The sequence below is a fragment of the Salinisphaera sp. S4-8 genome (assembly GCF_040361235.1).
GTDB lineage: Bacteria > Pseudomonadota > Gammaproteobacteria > Nevskiales > Salinisphaeraceae > Salinisphaera.
This window is the reverse complement of the sequence record NZ_APNF01000002.1, coordinates 269,138-286,985: the sequence shown is the minus strand read 5'-3', so window position 1 is coordinate 286,985 and position 17,848 is coordinate 269,138. Positions and strand designations below refer to the sequence as shown.

Genomic DNA, 17,848 nt, shown 5'->3' with positions numbered 1-17,848 from the left:
GGTGCTAGTCGGCGCGCTCGAACAGGGCCGACAGTTCGCGGGCTGCCGCGCCGCTGTCGGCTGCGTGAAACAGGGCCGCCGACACCGCGATCAGGTCGGCGCCGGCGGCGATGACCGTGGCCGCGTTATTGGCGTCGATGCCACCGATCGCTACCACCGGTACGCCCAGCGCGCGGGCCTGGCCGAGTACCCGGGTATCGGCCGCCGGCGCGTCGGGTTTGGTGCGCGAGGTGAAAAAACGCCCGAAGCTGACATAGCTCGCGCCCTGTTCGATACCGGTATAGGCATGGGCGAGCTCGCCGGAGCAGCTCACCCCGATCAGCGCGTCGTCGCCGAGGGCGGCCCGCGCATGGGCGATACTGCCGTCGCTCTGGCCCATATGCACGCCATCGGCCGCGACCGCCTGGGCCAGGCGCCAGTCGTCATTGACGATCAGTTTGCTGTCGTAGGCGCGGGTGAGGCTGCGCAGTTCGCCGAGCAACGCGGCATCGGCACCGCTTGTGCGCTTGTCGCGATACTGTAGCCAGCACGCGCCGCCTGCCAGTACGGCCTCGACCCGGTCCAGCGCATCGTGTTCGAGCGTGGTGCGATCGTAGATGGCATAGAGCCCGCGTGCGTTCACGAGGAAAAAGCCGTGGTACGTGCGGGCAGCCGCTGGCCGCGACCGGCCGCAAAGGCGCGATTGAGTGTCTGCCAAGTGTAATGCTGAGCTTGCTCAAAGGCGTCGCCGACATCGCGACCGAGCGCGATCTGTGCGGCGATCGCGCTGGCCAGCGTACAGCCCGAGCCATGAAATACCCCGTCCAGGCGCGGCCACTCGTAGCGCTGTCCCGGTTGCCCGTCGCTGTAGCGGCGGTTGATGACCTGCGGGCCCGCTTCGTCGCCGCCGGTGATCAGTACATGTTGCGTGCGCTGGCTCAGCGCCACGCCGCAACGCTCGAGATCGGAGTCACCGTCGCACAGCGCCCGGGCTTCGCGCGCATTGGGCGTGATCGCCGTCGCGCGCTCGAACAGCTGCGCGCGCAAAGCCTGGCCAACGCTATCGTCGGCCAGGGTGCCGCCGCCGGCGGCGACCAGAACCGGGTCGATGATCAAAGGCACGTCGGGCAGCTGCTTGAGCCGATCGGCAATGATTGCGACGTGCTCGCGACTGGCAATCACCCCCAGCTTGATGGCTGCGAACGACATGTCGGCGAGGGCGGCATCCAGACAGCGGGCAAAAAAGTCCGTGGTCACCGGCTCGACGCCGTACACGTTGGTCGTGTCCTGACAGGTGAGCAGGCTGATCACCGTGGCCGCATGTGCGCCCTGGGCAGCGACGGATTCGATGTCGGCCTGAATGCCGGCGCCGCCGCTCGGATCGTGCCCGGCAATCACCAGGATATTGGGTCGTCTCATGGCGCGGAGTCTAACATCTGCGATCCGGGCGCCGGTGTCTTATACACAGTGTTCGGGGGCCGGTTTTCGAGGGTTATCGAAATTTTTTTGTCCGTCGAACTACGAAATCGCGGGCTATGTATAAGTATCTGATTATAAATAACTGTTGCGGTATGGTTACAAAATCGCCGGTTTGGCGAAACCGTTGAGAACACGCCGCTTAAGCGCGGTTGTCGAAACAGTTTCCACAGAGTTATCCACAGCCGCTGTGTATTTCTGTGCTTTCGCGTTTTTGCTCAAGCGTTTAGCGAAAAAAGTTGAGAATCTGTCTGCTCGAGGAGGCGGGTTATGCACAGTGTCAACCCGGTTGTGGTTCGGGTAGCGGTTTGTTATGACGTACTGCGTCACGTTCGAATAATATCTAACGTTATGAATTTAAAAGATAAATTCGAAAAGTGCCAGAAAGGGTCGGGCTAGGCGCAACGGCTTTCGAGCCCGTGCGCTGCGGCCCCCCATTTTGTCCCCAGAGTTATCCACAGCCGTGGTCGCGCCACGGCACGCGTTCGACTGTGCTGGCAGCCCCCTGATTGGCCGAAAGCTGAATAGATCGGTAGCCGGGAGCGCGCCGGTCATCCTGCGCAAAACAACGCGCGCCGGGCGCAAACTGGCGCATCGTGCTGGGCGTGACCAGACAGGCGCGCCCGGCGAAATCGAGGGCGGCGGCCTGGTGCGCATGCCCGCACAGCAGCGCGTGTACCTGGGGGTGGCGTTCGATCACGCCAGCGAGCCGGTCGCGATCGCGCAGACCGATGGCATCGATCCAGGCGGCGCCCACATCGGCCGGGGGGTGGTGCAGGCATAACAGTGTCGGCGCATCGCTTTCGGCGAGCCAGCCATCCAGGCGCGCGATCTGGGTTTCCCCGAGTTCGCCCGCATCGCTGCCGGCAAGATGGCTATCGAGGGCGATCAGCTGCCACTCGCCGACCTGCAGGCGTTCGTGCACCACGGCGTGTACAAGCGTTTGTGCCATGCGGTGAGGGTCGTCGTGGTTACCGGCCATCGCCAGTACCGGGCAGGGCAGGCCGGCCAGCGTGGCATCGAGTCGTTGATAGCCGGCCAGGCTTCCATCGTCGACCAGATCGCCGCCGAGCACGATTGCATCCGGGGCGGGGGTGCGTTCCAGTGCTGCCGCCAATACGCGCTGGAACGCCTGCTCGACCGGCCAGCCATGCAGCAGCTGGCCGGCATCGGCGCATAGATGCAGATCGGTGATATGAAGGATTTGATAGGTTGCGCGCATACGCCAGCTCGGTGGGCTCGGCGTTATGCTGCCACGACCGGCTGTGAACACGACAATGACGATGCCATGGAAAAGTCCACGATCGATACCGAACTCCTCGCTTATCTGCGCCATGTGAGTCTGCGCGAAACCGAGATCATGCAGGCCAATCGGCGGACCACTGCGCAGCAGGCCGACGCCAACCTGCAGATCAACCCGGAACAGGGCCAGTTGATCGCCTTGTTGCTGCAACTCGCTGGCGTGCGTCGCGGTATCGAGATCGGCGTCTATGCCGGTTATTCGAGTCTGTGGATCGCCCAGAGCCTGCCGGCCGATGGACGCCTGCTGGCCTGCGATAAGGATCCCGAGATCACCGAGCGTGCTCGTCGCGACTGGGCAGCGGCCGGGCTTGCGGATCGCATCGAACTCAAGCTTGGCGATGCGCTGGCCACGCTGGACGCCGAGATCGCGGCCGGCATGGCGGGGGCCTACGACTTCGTTTTCATCGATGCCGACAAGGCCGGGTATATCGACTACTACGAGCGTGGTCTGGCGCTGGTGCAGGCCGGCGGGCTGATCATTGCCGATAACACGCTCTGGCATGGCCGTGTGATCGATGCCGACGACCACAGCACCGATACCCAGGCGATCCGCGCATTCAACCAGCATGTACATCGCGATGAGCGCGTGGATATGAGCCTGGTGCCCATCGGCGACGGGCTCACCCTGGCGCGCAAACGATGAACGCGCGTATTGGCGATAACAGCGCGGCCGAGCGCAACAAGCGCCCGATCTTCGATGCGCTGGTCGAACATCTGGCAGACGCACGTCATGTACTCGAGGTGGGCGCGGGCGATGCCACCCATGCCCGCCATGCGTTGGAGCGCCTGAGCGATTGCATATGGCAAACCAGCGAAGCGCCCGGACATTACCGGCGCCTGGTGGCAGCCCTGGCCGATCGGCCTGAACCGCGGCTGCCGCGACCGCTGAGCCTGGACGTACGCGGACAATGGCCGGCCGGGCCGTTCGATGCGGTCTTCGGTGCCAATGTCGCCCACATCATGGACTGGGCCGCGGTCGAGGCCCTGTTTGCGGGCGCGGCGCGTGTATTGCGTCGCGATGGCCGACTGTGTCTTTACGGGCCGTTTCTGCGCCGCGGCGAGCAGCCCGAGCCCGGCAACGCGGCCTTCGACTCGGCACTGCGTGATCGCGATCCGGGCATGGGCCTGCGCGAAATCGAAGCGCTCGATGGCCTAAGCGAACCGCTGGGGTTGATACGGGTCGCCGATATTGCCATGCCGCGCGACAACCGGCTTTTGATCTGGCAACAGCGGGGCCGCTAGGCCACAACTCGCGCGGGCGGCGTAAGGCGTAGCGCAGCGTGCAACCCGCACGCTACGCCCACCTGTGTTTGCCACGGGCAAAGCACACCGGCGCGATCACGACCGGTTGTGCAGAGATTTCCTAATTGACCTGATTGCGAATATCGCCCGCCAGGAAGGCCTCGATATTGTTGGCCACGCCGGCGAGCATGCGCTGGCGCGCGCCGCGGCTGCCCCAGGCGGTATGCGGGGTTACGATCAGATTGGGCACGCCCGGGTCGAGCAATGGATGGTCGGCCGGCGGTGGCTCCTGGTCGAGTACGTCCAGCGCCGCGCCGGCGATGTCCCCGGCCTCGAGCGCGGCAATCAGCGCCTGAGTGTCGACGATCGCCCCGCGGGCGGTATTGATCAGAAAGGCGCTGCTTTTCATGCACTTGAGCGCATCGGCATCGATGAGGTGGCGCGTATCGTCGGTCAGCGGGCAGTGCAGGCTGACCATGTCGGCGCGCTCGAGCAGTTCGTCGATGGTCACGCGTCCGGCGCGGATTTCGCGCGCGCCCGGGCGCTCGCCCACCAGCACGGTCATACCGAAGGCTTCGGCAAGGCGAGCCACGGCCTGCCCGAGTTCGCCGTGCCCGATCAGCCCCAGCGTCTGTCCGGCCAGCTCTTCGATCGGGTAGTCGAGCAGGCAGAAGAATTCGCCGGCTGCCCAGTCGCCCCGCTTCACGGCAGCATCGTAGCTTGCCCAACGGGTTGCATGGGCGAGCATCAGCGCCAGCACATGCTGAGAGACGGCTGGCGTGGCATAGCCGGTCACGTTGACCACCGGAATACCGCAGCGCGCAGCGGCCTGGGTATCGATATTATTGAAGCCGGTCGCGGCCACACAGATGAGTTTGAGATCGCTTGCCGCCTCAAGCGTTGCGGCGTCGAGTACCACCTTGTTGGTAATCACGATATCCATGCCGGCAATGCGGCTTCCGACCTCATCGCTGGTAGTGTTGTGATACCACTGCCAGTCGTCGATGACTGTGTTCAGTGGCTGCCAGTCGAGCCCATCACCCATCGAACCCGCGTCCAGAAAACAGCCGCGCATCGCAACTCCTTCATTCCGATATACAATGCGAAAGGGTAACCGAGGTGCGATACGCGTGTACGGCCGTAGCCGATTTTTCTCGGACAACGACGAACCGTTGTGAGTAAAATGCGGTTTTACATCTATCGTGTAAGATGCATATGTTCGCGCCAGCAAGCGCGATTGATTTCCATCGGGTTCTCAACCAAAGGCTGAAGAATCACATGATCCGCAGGACAGAACAGCAAGACGAAACGTTGGGTAATCATCTACCCACGGCCTGCCCATCCGTGGAAGCGCTGGAATATGAACTCGCCTTTCTGGTGCGTCGCCTGGAAGCCGCGCGGCGGCGTTTCAATTTCGGTCTCGAACGGGCCCACTATCTGCTTTTGATCCTGCTCGAGCGCAAGGATCGGCAATCGGTGGGTGCATTGGCCGAACAGGTGAATCTCGATGCCTCGACGGTCACTCGCCAGGTCGCGGCGATGAAACAGGCGGGCCTGGTCGACAAGCTGGACAACCCGGATGACCGGCGCGGCGGCTTCGTGACCATCACCGAAGCCGGACGGGATGCGGCCGCGCGAGTCCGCGATCGGCGTCTGGAACGGGTGGAAAAAGGCTTTCAGGACTGGAGCGAAGCCGAGCGCAAGGAGTTTGCGCGATTGACTGCCCGCTTCAACGACGCCATGCGCGACGAACTCAACGACGCATAACGCAAGAACGCGGCCGTTGTTGCCGCGTAGCGTATGCGATGCGCGATGTATGCCGGGCCGGGCTAACCGGCCTGGACGGCGTGACTTTCGGCTGTGGGCAGGCCCAGATCCTGCCATAGATCCATTGTCGGCTGTGCCTTGTTGAGGCTGTAGAAGTGCAACCCCGGCGCGCCGCCGGCGAGTAATTGTTCGCACATGCGTGCAACCACTTCGCGCCCGAAGGCCTGGATCGAGGCCAGATCGTCGCCATAGCCTTCCATCTTCTGGCGGATCCAACGCGGGATATCGGCACCGCACATCGCCGAAAAGCGCGAAACCTGACCGAAATCGGTGATCGGCATGATGCCGGGCACGATCGGGATATCCACGCCCTGGGCGCTCACTTCCTCGACGAAATTGAAGTAGGCACCGGCATTGTAGAAATACTGCGTCATCGCCGAATCCGCACCGGCGCGCACCTTGCGCACGAAGTTCTCGACGTCGGCCGCCGGCGAGGGCGCTTGCGGATGGTATTCCGGATAGCAGCCCACCTCGATATGAAAATCATCGCCGTGGCGCTGCTTGATATGGGCGACCAGTTCGTTGGCGTAGCTGAACACCCCGGGCTGATCCATGCCGTCGGGTAGATCGCCACGCAGCGCGACGATACGCTCGACACCGGCCGCCTTGTAGCTGTCCAGCAGTTCGTTGATCGAGGTATGCGTACCCTCGATACAGGACAAATGCGGTGCGGCCGGGATGCCGGTGGCCTGCATCGTACGTGTGACCGTTTCCAGCGTGCCGGATCGGGTCGTGCCACCCGCACCGAAGGTGACTGAAAAGAAATCCGGGGCCAGGGTGGCCAGTCGCGCACGTGCCTTGTCCAGCCGGGCGGCGCCTTTCGGGCCCTTGGGCGGGAAGAATTCGATGCTGAAGGAGTTCTGCGATACGTGCGTCATGCCGATACGTCCACTGTCGATGCGCGCTGCGTCAGCCGCGGCCTAAAAGGCGGGAACATGAAAAGACCCGGCCCGCGTGCAAAACGGGCCGGGTCTGTCGTTGGCCCGGGTCTGGCGGCTCGCGGGCGTTTTAGTAGCGGTAGTGATCCGGCTTGTACGGGCCGTCGACCGGTACGCCGAGATAGTCCGCCTGTTCCTTGGTGAGCTTGGTGAGCTTGGCGTTCACGCGGGCCAGATGCAGGCTCGCCACTTTTTCGTCCAGGTGCTTGGGCAGCACATAGACCTTGTTCTCGTAGCGATCGCGATGGTTCCAGAGCTCGATCTGGGCCAGCACCTGGTTGGTGAAGGAGTTCGACATCACGTAGCTCGGATGGCCGGTGGCACAGCCGAGGTTCACCAGCCGGCCTTCGGCCAGCAGGATGATCTTCTTGCCGTCGGGGAAGGTGATGTGATCGACCTGCGGCTTGATCTCTTCCCACTCGTACTGTTCGAGCGCGGCCACATCGATCTCGTTGTCGAAGTGACCGATATTGCACACGATCGCCTCGTTCTTCATGCGCTTCAAGTGATCGTGGTTGATCACGTGATAGTTGCCGGTGGCGGTCACGAAGATATCGGCCTGTTCGACCACGCCCGGGTCTTCCAGGTCCACCACGCGCAGGCCTTCCATGGCCGCCTGCAGGGCGTTGATCGGGTCGATTTCGGTCACGCACACCGTTGCACCCAAGCCGCGCAGCGACTGGACGCTGCCCTTGCCGACATCGCCGTAGCCGCAGACGATGGCGACCTTGCCGGCCACCATGACGTCGGTGGCACGCTTGATGCCGTCCACCAGCGATTCACGACAGCCGTAGAGGTTGTCGAACTTGGACTTGGTGACCGAGTCGTTGACGTTGATCGCCGGGAAGGTCAGGCCGCCTTCCTTGGCCAGATGATAGAGACGGTGCACGCCGGTGGTGGTTTCTTCGGATACGCCGGTGATCGCCTCGCCGAGCTTGGTGTAGAAATCCGGCTGTTCTTCCAGGCGCTTCTTCATCACCTTGAACAGCGCCTTTTCCTCGTTCGAGGTCGGGTTGTCGAGCAGCGACGGGTCCTGGGTGGCCTTCACGCCGAAAGTGGCCAGGGTGGTGGCATCGCCGCCATCGTCGAGGATCAGGTTGGGCAGGCCGCCGTCGTGCCAGTCCATGATCGCGTGGCAGTACTCCCAGTATTCCTCGGCCGACTCACCCTTGTAGGCATAGACCGGCACGCCGGATTCGGCAATCGCCGCCGCGGCATGATCCTGCGTGGAAAACACGTTGCAGGAGGCCCAGCGCACTTCCGCGCCGAGGGCGACCAGCGTTTCGATCAGCACCGCGGTCTGAATGGTCATATGCAGCGAGCCGGCGATACGCGCGCCCTTGAGCGGCTGCGATTCGCCGAATTCCTCACGCAGGGCCACCAGGCCCGGCATTTCGGTTTCGGCGATCTCGATTTCGCGGCGGCCCCAGGGGGCAAGCGAGATATCGGCGACGACGTAATCCTGGTCGATCTTTTCTGCGGGCGTGCTCATGTTCGTTTCCTATTCAAAGTCAGGGAGTCGTCGAGCCGGCGCGTGATCGCACGCGTTGCACGGCTCGACCGTGGATGTGTGCTTCAGGCGGCCTGCAGGCCGGCATCCTTGGCCAGCGCTTCGGCCTTGTCCGTGCGCTCCCAGGGCAGGTCGATGTCTTCGCGGCCAAAGTGGCCGTAGGCGGCGGTCGGCGCGTAGATCGGGCGCTGCAGGTCGAGCATGGTGAGAATGCCGTAGGGGCGCAGGTCGAAGTGTTCGCGAATCAGCTGGGTGAGGCGCTCGTCCTCGACCTTGCCGGTGCCGAAGGTTTCTACCCAGATCGAGGTGGGCTCGGCCACGCCGATGGCATAGGACACCGCCACTTCGCATTTGGAGGCCAGACCGGCCTTGACCACGTTCTTGGCGACATAGCGCGCCGCATAGGCCGCGCTGCGGTCGACCTTGGACGGGTCCTTGCCCGAAAACGCGCCGCCGCCATGACGAGCCATGCCGCCATAGGTATCGACGATGATCTTGCGCCCGGTCAGACCGGCATCGCCCAGCGGTCCGCCGACTTCGAACTTGCCGGTCGGGTTGATATGGATGGTCGGGTTGTCGGTCAGCCATCCGCCGATCACCGGTTTGATGATCTTTTCGTGGACCGCTTCCTTGAGATCGGCCTGCGAAATGCTCGGGTCGTGCTGGGTCGAGAGCACGACGGCGTTGATCGCCACCGGACGGCCATTTTCGTATTCGAAGGTGACCTGCGATTTCGCGTCCGGGCGCAGCCAGTCGAGTTCGCCGGATTTCATCAATTCGGACTGGCGCCGGGCCAGGCGATGCGCATAGGTAATCGGGGCCGGCATGAGCACGTCGGTTTCGTCACAGGCATAGCCGAACATCAGGCCCTGGTCGCCCGCGCCCTGTTCTCTGGGGTCGCCGCGATCCACGCCCTGATTGATATCGGCCGACTGTTCGCCGAGCACGTTCATCACCGCGCAGCTATCGGCATCGAAGCCCATTTCGGAGCTGGTATAGCCAATGCTGCGCACGGTGTCGCGCACGATCTTTTCGACCGGCACGTTCACGTTCTTCTTTTCGTCGGTCTTGATTTCGCCGAAGACCATGACGAGCCCGGTCTTGGTGGCGGTTTCGCAGGCCACGCGCGCGCTGGGATCCTGGGCCAGATAGGCGTCGAGAATCGCGTCGGAGACCTGATCGGCCAGCTTGTCGGGATGGCCGCCTGTGACGGACTCGGAAGTGAACAGGTGTCGGCTCATAAGACGTTATCTCTTTATCCGGATGAACGGATGGGAAGTATACGTAAGAGCCTTTTGAGTTTCCATCGTGATGATGCGCTGCGCACGGTTTTCGTGGCGCTTATTCGCCTGGCGAACGGGATGGCGATAGCGCACGTCTACGGCCTCCACGCCTGATCGTTTGGGTCCGGTTGCCCACACGGAGCGGGGTGTGGGCCGACATCGCAGCGGGTTCGATAGCGCAGGCGGCTTGTTTCGCATCGTTTTTCGTTTCGATTGCGATCTTTCCCGGCACTGTGTAACGTGACATCAAACAATGTCACAGTATAAAAAGGCAGATAGCCGAGGCCGTTATGTTTCGTTCCAATAGAGTTACCCGCAACGCCAACGCCGTCATCACCGGGGCCGGCAGCGGTATCGGTCGTGCGTTCGCGCTCGAGCTGGCCGCGCGCGGCGGTGCGATCGTGTGTTCCGATATCGACGAAGCCCAGGCGCAGGCTACCGTCGAGCGTATCGTAGCGGCGGGCGGTAAAGCGCTGGCTGTACGCTGCGACGTGACCCAGCTCGCGGATGTGCAGGCGCTGGCGCAAACCAGCGAAGACTGGTTCGGCGGCCCGGCCGATCTGGTGATCAACAACGCCGGTGTCGGCGCCGGCGGGCACCACATCGGCGATATGACCATGGCCGATTGGCGCTGGGTGCTCGACATCAATATGTGGGGCGTCATTCACGGCTGTCACGTGTTCGCGCCGCGGCTGCGCGCCGCCGGGCGCGGCGGGCTGATCAACGTTGCATCCACGGCCAGTTTTGCGGCGGCGCCGCGTATGGGCGCCTATAACGCCAGCAAGGCAGCGGTGCTGGCAGTCACCGAAACACTCGCGGCCGAACTGGCCGACACCTCGGTTCATGTGTGTGCGCTGTGCCCGACATTCGTACAGACCAACATTATGAAGGCCGGGCGTATCAGTCCGGCCTCTTCGAAATTCGCCGACAACCTCATGCGCTGGGCCGGGGTCTCGCCGGAGCGCGTCGTCAAGAGCGCGCTCGCCGGGCTGGATCGCCGCCAGCTCTATGTCTTGCCGCAGTTCGACGCCCGGCTGGTATGGCGGCTCAAGCGGCTGTTGCCGTCGAGCTATACCAAGGGCGCCGGTTTCATCGATCGGTTCGCGGCCAACGACATGCCCGAAACGAATCACGCCACGGATAGCGAATCCACGCGTTCGCGTACAGGAGCAATGTAATGGATATTGATCTCGTAAAGATGCTGGCCAACGTCAAGGCCAGCCAATGGGCGCTGGCCGATATCGACTGGGAGGCGCCCGGCGCGGAACTCATTACCGATGAACAATGGCCCAAGCTCAAGGCCTTCATGTCCGATCTGATGTGGATCGAGCACGTGGGTGCGCGCGGCTTTGCCGCCATGGCGCGCAAGGCCGAAGACCCGGTGCTAAAGGAAATGTATACCTACTTTCATGCCGAGGAGCAGCGCCACGCCAATGCCGAAATGGCGCTGATGCGCCGCTGGGGCATGCTCGAAGAAGACGAAATCCCGCTGCCGAATATCAATCTGCGGCTGGTGATCGACTGGCTCGATACCCAGTCCGACCGGATGCCGCTGGAAGTACTTGGTTCGGTCATTCCCATGCTGGAAGTCGCCCTCGACGGCGCGCTGTGTACCTTTTTGCTCGAACAGGTTGACGATCCGGTTTGTCACGATGCCTTCAAGCGCATTAACGACGATGAATCCCGTCACCTCGGCGTGGGCTTTCATGTGCTCGAGATGCAGGGTCACGGCAAGGCCTATCGCCTGGGTCTCAATTTCCTGGGCACCGTGCTCAATCCGCGCCTGATTGTCGGTATCGCCACCTATCTGCCGCTGCTGTCACGTATGCGCGACAACGTGGCGGCCATGGGCCTGCCCGAAGAAAAACTCTACAAGGCGATGAATAAATACGAGCGCATCGGCGGGCGCACCGAGGCCGGGCGCCGCAACCCCTGGTTTCAGCTGATCAGCCGTCATGGTCGGCTGGTGGTCGATCGTGGCAACAAGCTCTATCACGTGCCGGTCGATGCCATGGTGCGGCTCACCGACTTCTACCCGCGCGCGTTGCTGCGGCCGGTGCCGAGCTGGGTCAAGGAACTCACCTACAAGACCGCGGCATGAGTGCGGTCAACGGTCACGCGGCGCCGGGACAGGCCAAGGCCGCGCGCAAGATACCCGCGAAACGTAAAACGCCCGTGCTGGATGTCGCGATTATCGGCGCCGGTTTTTCCGGCCTGGGTACCGCGATCCGCCTGCGCGAGCAGGGCATTACCGATATCGCCATCCTCGAGCGCGGCGTCGAGGTCGGCGGCACCTGGCGGGACAACACCTATCCGGGTGCGGCCTGCGATATTCCGTCCAACCTGTATTCGTTCTCCTTCGCCCAGAATCCGAACTGGTCGCGCGGCTATTCGGGTAGCGCGGAAATACTCGACTATATCCACCACCTGGTCGAGCGCTTCGAGCTGCGCGCCTTGATGCGCTTCAAGCACAACGTTCAAGGGTTAACGTTCGACGAGGCCCGCGGCATCTGGACGATCCAGATCGCCGGCAAGAAGAACGTCTACGCCCGATGTGTGGTGTCGGCCCAGGGCCCGCTGGCCAACCCGGCGCTACCCGATATCCCCGGTATCGACACCTTCGGCGGCAAGACGATTCACAGCGCACGCTGGGATCATGACTACGATTTCGCCGGCAAGCGCGTCGCCGTCATCGGCACCGGCGCCAGTGCGATCCAGATCGTACCGGCGCTGGCCGAGCAGGTGGATTTCCTCAAGGTCTTCCAGCGCACGCTGGCCTGGATTCTGCCGCGGCCGGACTATGCTGCGCCGGACTGGAACAAGACACTGTTCGAAAAGCTGCCCGCCAGCCAGACCGTGTTTCGCAACGCGCTGTTCTATGCGCACGAAGCAATGGCCACCGGCGTGATCTGGAATACGCCGGTCACACGTGTGCTCGAAGGCGTGGCCAAGGCGTTTCTGCGTCATCAGGTGCCGGATGCCTGGGTGCGCCGCCAGCTCACGCCGCAATATCGGATTGGCTGCAAGCGTCTGCTCGTTTCCAACGACTACTACCCGGCGCTCATGCGCGACAACGTCAAGCTCTATACCTGGCCGATCGACAAGATCTGCGAGAAGGGCATTCGCACCGCCGAAGGCATCGAACACCAGGTGGATTGCATCGTCTTTGCCACGGGCTTTGCCGTGCCCAAGGCGGCCGCGCCGTTCCCGATTACCGGCGTGGGCGGCCGCCAGCTCAACGATGAATGGGCGCGTGGCGCCATGGCCTATAAAAGCGTGAATGTGGCGGGCTATCCGAACCTGTTCATGACGCTCGGCCCCAACTGCGGGCCCGGCCACAATTCGGCGCTGGCTTATATGGAGCCGCAGATCGACTACATCGTGCAAGGTATCCAGACGATTCTCGAATATGAACTACGCGCGCTCGATGTACGCGAAGACGCCCAGGCCAAACACAACGCCCAACTGCAAAAACGTCTGGCCAGGACCAACTGGAACTCGGGCTGTGCGAGCTGGTACCTCACCGAAGACGGCTTCAACGCCACCATGTATCCCGGCTTCGCCACCCAGTACAAAAAACAGATGGCCCGTTTCGTCAACGAGGATTATCGGGCGATTCGTTTCGAGCCGGAGTTTTCTCGAGCCGTGGATGCGTGATCAGTCGAGGCCGGCTTCGCAGCTACCGATGATGTCAGAAGGGATCGCGTCAGAACCGGCCATTCGATCAGCGCCGATATTTTTTACAATATTTTTAATTCGGAGCCGGCGGGAGGTTGCTACGGTAAGCATGTCGGTTTGCTACCGCAACACAAATCTATGCGTCGAAAGCGGGCGCTCTTCGTTAATACGGCTTGTAAGCAAAATTAGCATGCCACGCAAAGCTGATGTTTCGTTACAGCACCTGTCAGTTGCCGCGTTATTGCGGTAGCTTTGAGTCATAAGATAGAGGAAAAATTTGCCTCAATGGGGCGGCGCCTATTGTTCGGGCGCGGCCACTTGGCTATGTGGTCACGTGGTTTCTTAGAAGTCCATCGAAAAGGGAAGCCCTCTAAGCGCAGATTGCCGGCCCGTTGATAGTCGACACGCCATTATGGCCGGTCTGGCGCCAGAAATTTCCAATCGCGCTTTCTTAACCAAGGGCTATATCGACGACCGTATGCATGCTATACGTGAAATCTCCTCGAATTGGCGTTTGGCCTGAATAAGGAATGTTATGACGCAACCGCTAAAACAGCTTCAAGAAGTATTCGTGCTTTCCGGCGTGCCGCGGCACACGTTCGTAGAGCCCGTTGAATACTCTCGGCTCCTTGTCGCTCTTCGAACGGACGGTCGAAATATCGTGGTCGAAGGTCCCTCGGGAATTGGTAAAACTACTGCGGTGCTAAAAGCGATATCTGAGGCGGGGCTTGATGAAAGAGTGATTTCACTCTCTGCACGAAAAGTAGATGATGTGAGTTTTATTCGCGACTTACCTAATCAGCTTCCTGTGGGCACTGTGCTTATCGACGATTTTCATCGGCTACCTGACGACTCAAAAAAAGAAATCGCTGACTTGATGAAGACCCTTGCTGATGAAAGCGCTTCCGATAGCAAGCTCATCGTGCTAGGTATCACGAATGCAGGGCGATCTTTAGTTGCATTTGGGCGTGACTTGGCGAATCGAATCGAAGTTATCCCATTTGAGGCGAACCCAAAGTACAAAATTGAAGAGCTTTTAGGGCAGGCCGAGAAGTCATTAAATATAGGTATTAACATATTCGACGAAATTGCTGATGCTGCAAATGGAAGCTTCTATATTGCCCAAATGCTGGGTTATCACACTTGCTTAAGAAGTAATATTCTTGAAGAAAAGGAAAAGAAGTTTGTAACCGCCGAGAGCTATGAGGCCGTTAAGATACACGTGATGGAGTCGCTTGCGCGCAATTTCCACGAAACCGCGATATCGTTTGCACGCGGCACAAAATTGCGGCGCGCCGGGCGTGCGCCTTACCTACACCTTCTCTACTGGCTGAGCCAAAGTGCTTCTTGGTCGATCAACGTTCGTCGGGAAATAGACCGCCACCCGGAACAGAGAGGGAGTGTTACCCAGGTTACGACGAAAGGATTTCTCGATGATTTGATCGGGGGGGCGCCTGACATTCAAAGCGTCATTTACTACGACGCTGAAACTACTACGCTCGTAGTTCAGGATCCGCAATTTATTTTCTATATTCGAAATTTATCCTGGTCCCGATTTGCTGAAGAGATTGGTTATATTTCAATCGATTTTCCCTCACAATACGATTTCGCTCTTTCATTTGCGGGATCAGATCGAGATATTGCTGAAGCGATATTCGATGAACTATCCAGCAGTGAGCATGAGGTTTTCTACGATAAGAACGAACAGCACCGAATTCTGGCGGAAAATGTAGAGGAGTATCTCGGACCTATATATGAATCGGAAGCAGCGCTCGTCGTATGCATTCTCGGTCCGGACTATCCAAGGCGTATATGGACAAAATTTGAATCGGGCCAGTTCAGAAAGCGTTTCGGTCTTGGGGAAGTTATTCCTATTGTGCTAAATACCGCTCCGCTCGGAGTGTTCGACGACGCTGCAGCTGTTGGGTATGTAAGTTGGGATAGAGAGGTTGATACTAACGAACAAGCCAAGTCGGTCTGTGAATTGCTAGTAAAAAAGTGCGGAGAAATTCGAGCGCGAGACGCGCGAGATGCTGGACGAGACGTTGCAATTGCCGGCCCTGGCGCGGCGGCGACCGATGCTCGGCATCAGTGAGAAAGGTAGCAGTTAAATGTCCTGAACATAGACCAGGTGATCGGAGTGATCGAGGCATAGGGCGATAGTATAAGAAATTCGTAGTAAGTGCTAAAACGCCTTTTGCTAACCGCCTTGTGGAGGCCTAAGTTAAATTTTCTATCGGATCCGACGGGTGTGCGTTCATTCTCCGTCATTGCCAATTAAAGAGTCCGGTGTGGGTTATTGAAGAGGGCGGCTCTTGGTTTGCCGCCCATCCGGTCGGCCGCGGTCTACTGCCGTTTTCACGGAAGTAGCTCAGCGCTATCGTTAGCCGAAAAGGCGTTGTTCTCTACTAACGCCACTCAAGGCTTGGCGATCGCCCGCCAGAGCATGTCGAACAGCACGTTCACCTGATCGGTCAGTGGCGGTTCCTGCTGGCGCAGGCTCTGCATCTGGATCAGGCGGGCGAGCACGCCGTAGAAGTAGTCGAGCAGGATGGCTTCGCTGACCTGGTCGTTGAGAATGCCGCGTTCGCGGCCTTCGGCGAGCACTTCCAGAAACATGTTGGTGAGCTGGCGTTGCTGGTCGGTGACGTCGTAACGCATCGCACCCGGGTACACCGAGCCCAGGATCATGCGCGCGACCTTCGGGTTCTGTTCAAAGAAGTCGAGCACCACCCAGAACACCTTGCGCAGCCGATCCTTGTAGGTCTCGATGCCGGCCAGGTGGTCGGTCATACGCGCGGCCAGCGCGTTCGCCCATTTCAGCACGCAGGCATCGAGCAGCGCCTGCTTGTCGCCATAGTGGCGATAGATCGTCTGCAGCGACGCGCGCGCCGAGCGCGCGATTTCATCCAGGCGCACCTCGTGAAACGCGCGTTCGGCGAACAGATCCAGCGCAGCCTCCTCTATGCGTGCCCGGGCGGCCGTACCGGGTGCTCGACCATGGCTATTCGAACGGGGCAATGAATCGCGCATCAATCGAGGCCTTGGCAGGTGAACACGAAATTACACATATAAAAACAATCAGAGAATATTGACTTTAATTGTTGACATCGTGAAATGTAAACGACTATGAATAAGCGGACACGGGCGGAATCGGTCCGACGTCGAAAGTGTAATTAAGTTTACGGAACTTGTGTAACGAGTATAGAGCCATGGCAGAAAATCAAGCCCCCAGCGATGCCGCGCAAGGCCGCAAATCCTCCGGCCGGGCTGCAGCAGGACTGCGCGGTCCAAACGGTCGGATCGCCATCGTGGCGGGCGTGCGTACGCCCTTTGCGCGTATCGCAACCGCGTTTCGCGACTTGGACGCGGTGGATCTGGGCGCAATGGCGGCGGCCGAGGTGTTGGCCCGCGTCGGGCTGGCGGCCGACGAGATCGAACAGGCCATTTTCGGCATGACGGTGATGAAGCCCGAAGCGCCGTTCATCGCCCGCGAGATCGTGCTGGCCTCGGGCATGGACCCGCGAACCGATGCCTATTCGATCACCCGCGCCTGTGCGACCAGTTTCCAGACCGCAGCCAGTGGCGCCGACGCGATCGCCCTGGGGCAGGCCAACGTGGTGATGACCGGCGGTACCGATTCCACCTCCGATATTTCGGTGCCGCTGTCCAAGCGGCTGGCCGATGCCTTGCGTGATGCCTCCCAGGCCAAGACCAACGGCGACCGTGTGAAGATACTCGCGCGCCTGCGCCCGAAGGATCTGATCCCGCGCAAGCCGTCGATTACCGAGTATTCGACCGGCAAGACCATGGGCGAGTCGGCCGAACAGATGGCCAAGACCTGGGGCGTAACCCGGGCCGAGCAGGACGCTCTCGCCCATGCCTCGCATGCGAACGCGGCGGCGGCACTGGCCGACGGGCGCCTGGACGCACAGCGTATGGCCGCGTTCGTGAGCGCGAACGGCAAGACCGTGCCGGTCAGCGACGACAACCTGGTACGAAAGAACAGCGAGCGCTCGGGTTACGACCGGCTCAAGCCGATATTCGACCGGGCCAACGGCAGCGTGACCGCGGCCAACTCGAGCCCGCTGACCGATGGCGCAGCGGCGATGATTCTCATGAGCGAAGAACGGGCCAGGGCACTGGGCTACGAGCCGCTGGCCTATATCCGCAGCTATGCCTTTGCCGCGAAAACGCCCCAGCGCGATCTGCTGATGGGGCCGGTACTGGCCGCACCCCTGGCGCTTGAACGTGCCGAGCTGTCGCTATCCGACCTTACGTTGATCGACATGCACGAAGCGTTCGCTGCCCAGGTCGAGGCCAATATTCGCGGCATGGAATCCAGGACCTATCTCAAGGAGATGGTCGGGCGGGGCTCGCTGGGCACGATCGATCGCGACATTCTCAATGTCAACGGCGGCTCCATCGCCTTTGGGCACCCGTTTGGCGCCACCGGTGCACGCATCCTGATTCAGACCGCCCACGAGCTCAAACGCCGCGGCGGCGGTCTGGCAATGACCACCGCCTGTGCGGCCGGCGGCATTGGCGCGGCCATGATTCTGGAACGCGACTGAACCACGCCGGTTCGCCCCGACACGATTCGATGACGAGTA

The 17,848-nt window shown here is 60.9% G+C and carries 16 protein-coding genes; 8 read left to right on the top strand and 8 right to left on the bottom strand.

The window, feature by feature from the left end; translation table 11 throughout:
* Positions 1 to 4: 4 nt before the first annotated feature.
* The 3 genes from thiE to S4A8_RS03905 all read right to left on the bottom strand — a co-directional run bounded on the left by thiE (position 5) and on the right by S4A8_RS03905 (position 2,677).
* Positions 5 to 622 (bottom strand): thiamine phosphate synthase, encoded by a 618-nt coding sequence (gene thiE / locus S4A8_RS03915; RefSeq protein WP_353176719.1) that lies wholly within the window; start codon positions 620 to 622, stop codon positions 5 to 7.
* On the bottom strand, positions 619 to 1,398 hold the full coding sequence (gene thiD / locus S4A8_RS03910) for a bifunctional hydroxymethylpyrimidine kinase/phosphomethylpyrimidine kinase (RefSeq protein ID WP_353219120.1): 780 nt from the start codon (positions 1,396 to 1,398) through the stop codon (positions 619 to 621). The genes thiE and thiD overlap by 4 nt, the downstream gene beginning before the upstream one ends.
* 508 nt (positions 1,399 to 1,906) lie before the next feature.
* A complete protein-coding gene (locus tag S4A8_RS03905) occupies positions 1,907 to 2,677 on the bottom strand; it encodes a metallophosphoesterase (RefSeq protein WP_353219119.1) in 771 nt (256 codons plus the stop codon).
* A 66-nt stretch (positions 2,678 to 2,743) separates the two neighbouring features.
* On the opposite strand from S4A8_RS03905, the gene S4A8_RS03900 reads away from it, so the two are divergent.
* The gene (locus S4A8_RS03900) at positions 2,744 to 3,400 is read left to right on the top strand and encodes an O-methyltransferase (protein ID WP_353219118.1); all 657 of its coding nucleotides are present in this window, start codon (positions 2,744 to 2,746) and stop codon (positions 3,398 to 3,400) included.
* Positions 3,397 to 3,999, top strand: a complete 603-nt coding sequence (locus S4A8_RS03895; protein ID WP_353219117.1) for a DUF938 domain-containing protein — start codon at positions 3,397 to 3,399, stop codon at positions 3,997 to 3,999. Before S4A8_RS03900 ends, S4A8_RS03895 begins: the two co-directional genes overlap by 4 nt.
* A gap of 121 nt (positions 4,000 to 4,120) precedes the next feature.
* On the opposite strand, the gene S4A8_RS03890 is transcribed toward S4A8_RS03895, so the two are convergent.
* Positions 4,121 to 5,074, bottom strand: a complete 954-nt coding sequence (locus S4A8_RS03890; protein WP_353219116.1) for a 2-hydroxyacid dehydrogenase — start codon at positions 5,072 to 5,074, stop codon at positions 4,121 to 4,123.
* 203 nt (positions 5,075 to 5,277) lie between these two features.
* Here S4A8_RS03890 and S4A8_RS03885 point away from each other — a divergent pair, with 203 nt between their 5' ends.
* Positions 5,278 to 5,766 carry a MarR family winged helix-turn-helix transcriptional regulator gene (locus S4A8_RS03885; protein WP_353219115.1) on the top strand — a complete coding sequence of 163 codons (489 nt, stop codon included), beginning with the start codon at positions 5,278 to 5,280 and terminating at the stop codon, positions 5,764 to 5,766.
* Positions 5,767 to 5,828: 62 nt separating this feature from the next.
* On the opposite strand, the gene metF is transcribed toward S4A8_RS03885, so the two are convergent.
* From metF to metK, 3 genes are all read right to left on the bottom strand, one after another.
* The gene (gene metF, locus S4A8_RS03880) at positions 5,829 to 6,704 is read right to left on the bottom strand and encodes a methylenetetrahydrofolate reductase [NAD(P)H] (RefSeq protein WP_353219114.1); all 876 of its coding nucleotides are present in this window, start codon (positions 6,702 to 6,704) and stop codon (positions 5,829 to 5,831) included.
* A 130-nt stretch (positions 6,705 to 6,834) separates the two neighbouring features.
* Positions 6,835 to 8,256 carry an adenosylhomocysteinase gene (gene ahcY, locus S4A8_RS03875; RefSeq protein WP_353219113.1) on the bottom strand — a complete coding sequence of 474 codons (1,422 nt, stop codon included), beginning with the start codon at positions 8,254 to 8,256 and terminating at the stop codon, positions 6,835 to 6,837.
* Positions 8,257 to 8,339: 83 nt separating this feature from the next.
* The gene (gene metK / locus S4A8_RS03870; RefSeq protein ID WP_353219112.1) at positions 8,340 to 9,515 is read right to left on the bottom strand and encodes a methionine adenosyltransferase; all 1,176 of its coding nucleotides are present in this window, start codon (positions 9,513 to 9,515) and stop codon (positions 8,340 to 8,342) included.
* A 332-nt stretch (positions 9,516 to 9,847) separates the two neighbouring features.
* On the opposite strand from metK, the gene S4A8_RS03865 reads away from it, so the two are divergent.
* From S4A8_RS03865 to S4A8_RS03850, 4 genes are all read left to right on the top strand, one after another.
* On the top strand, positions 9,848 to 10,735 hold the full coding sequence (locus S4A8_RS03865; RefSeq protein ID WP_353219111.1) for an SDR family NAD(P)-dependent oxidoreductase: 888 nt from the start codon (positions 9,848 to 9,850) through the stop codon (positions 10,733 to 10,735).
* Positions 10,735 to 11,658, top strand: a complete 924-nt coding sequence (locus tag S4A8_RS03860) for a ferritin-like domain-containing protein (RefSeq protein WP_353219110.1) — start codon at positions 10,735 to 10,737, stop codon at positions 11,656 to 11,658. The genes S4A8_RS03865 and S4A8_RS03860 overlap by 1 nt, the downstream gene beginning before the upstream one ends.
* Positions 11,655 to 13,214 (top strand): flavin-containing monooxygenase, encoded by a 1,560-nt coding sequence (locus S4A8_RS03855; RefSeq protein ID WP_353219109.1) that lies wholly within the window; start codon positions 11,655 to 11,657, stop codon positions 13,212 to 13,214. The genes S4A8_RS03860 and S4A8_RS03855 overlap by 4 nt, the downstream gene beginning before the upstream one ends.
* Positions 13,215 to 13,770: 556 nt before the next feature.
* Entirely contained in the window at positions 13,771 to 15,330 is a 1,560-nt protein-coding gene (locus S4A8_RS03850; protein ID WP_353219108.1) for a TIR domain-containing protein, read from the top strand.
* Between the two features lie 323 nt (positions 15,331 to 15,653).
* Here the strand turns inward: S4A8_RS03850 and S4A8_RS03845 are convergent, their stop codons facing one another.
* Positions 15,654 to 16,268, bottom strand: a complete 615-nt coding sequence (locus tag S4A8_RS03845; RefSeq protein ID WP_353219107.1) for a TetR/AcrR family transcriptional regulator — start codon at positions 16,266 to 16,268, stop codon at positions 15,654 to 15,656.
* Positions 16,269 to 16,447: 179 nt separating this feature from the next.
* Between S4A8_RS03845 and fadI the strand changes: the two genes are divergently transcribed.
* Entirely contained in the window at positions 16,448 to 17,809 is a 1,362-nt protein-coding gene (fadI, locus tag S4A8_RS03840; RefSeq protein WP_353219106.1) for an acetyl-CoA C-acyltransferase FadI, read from the top strand.
* Positions 17,810 to 17,848 lie beyond the last annotated feature (39 nt).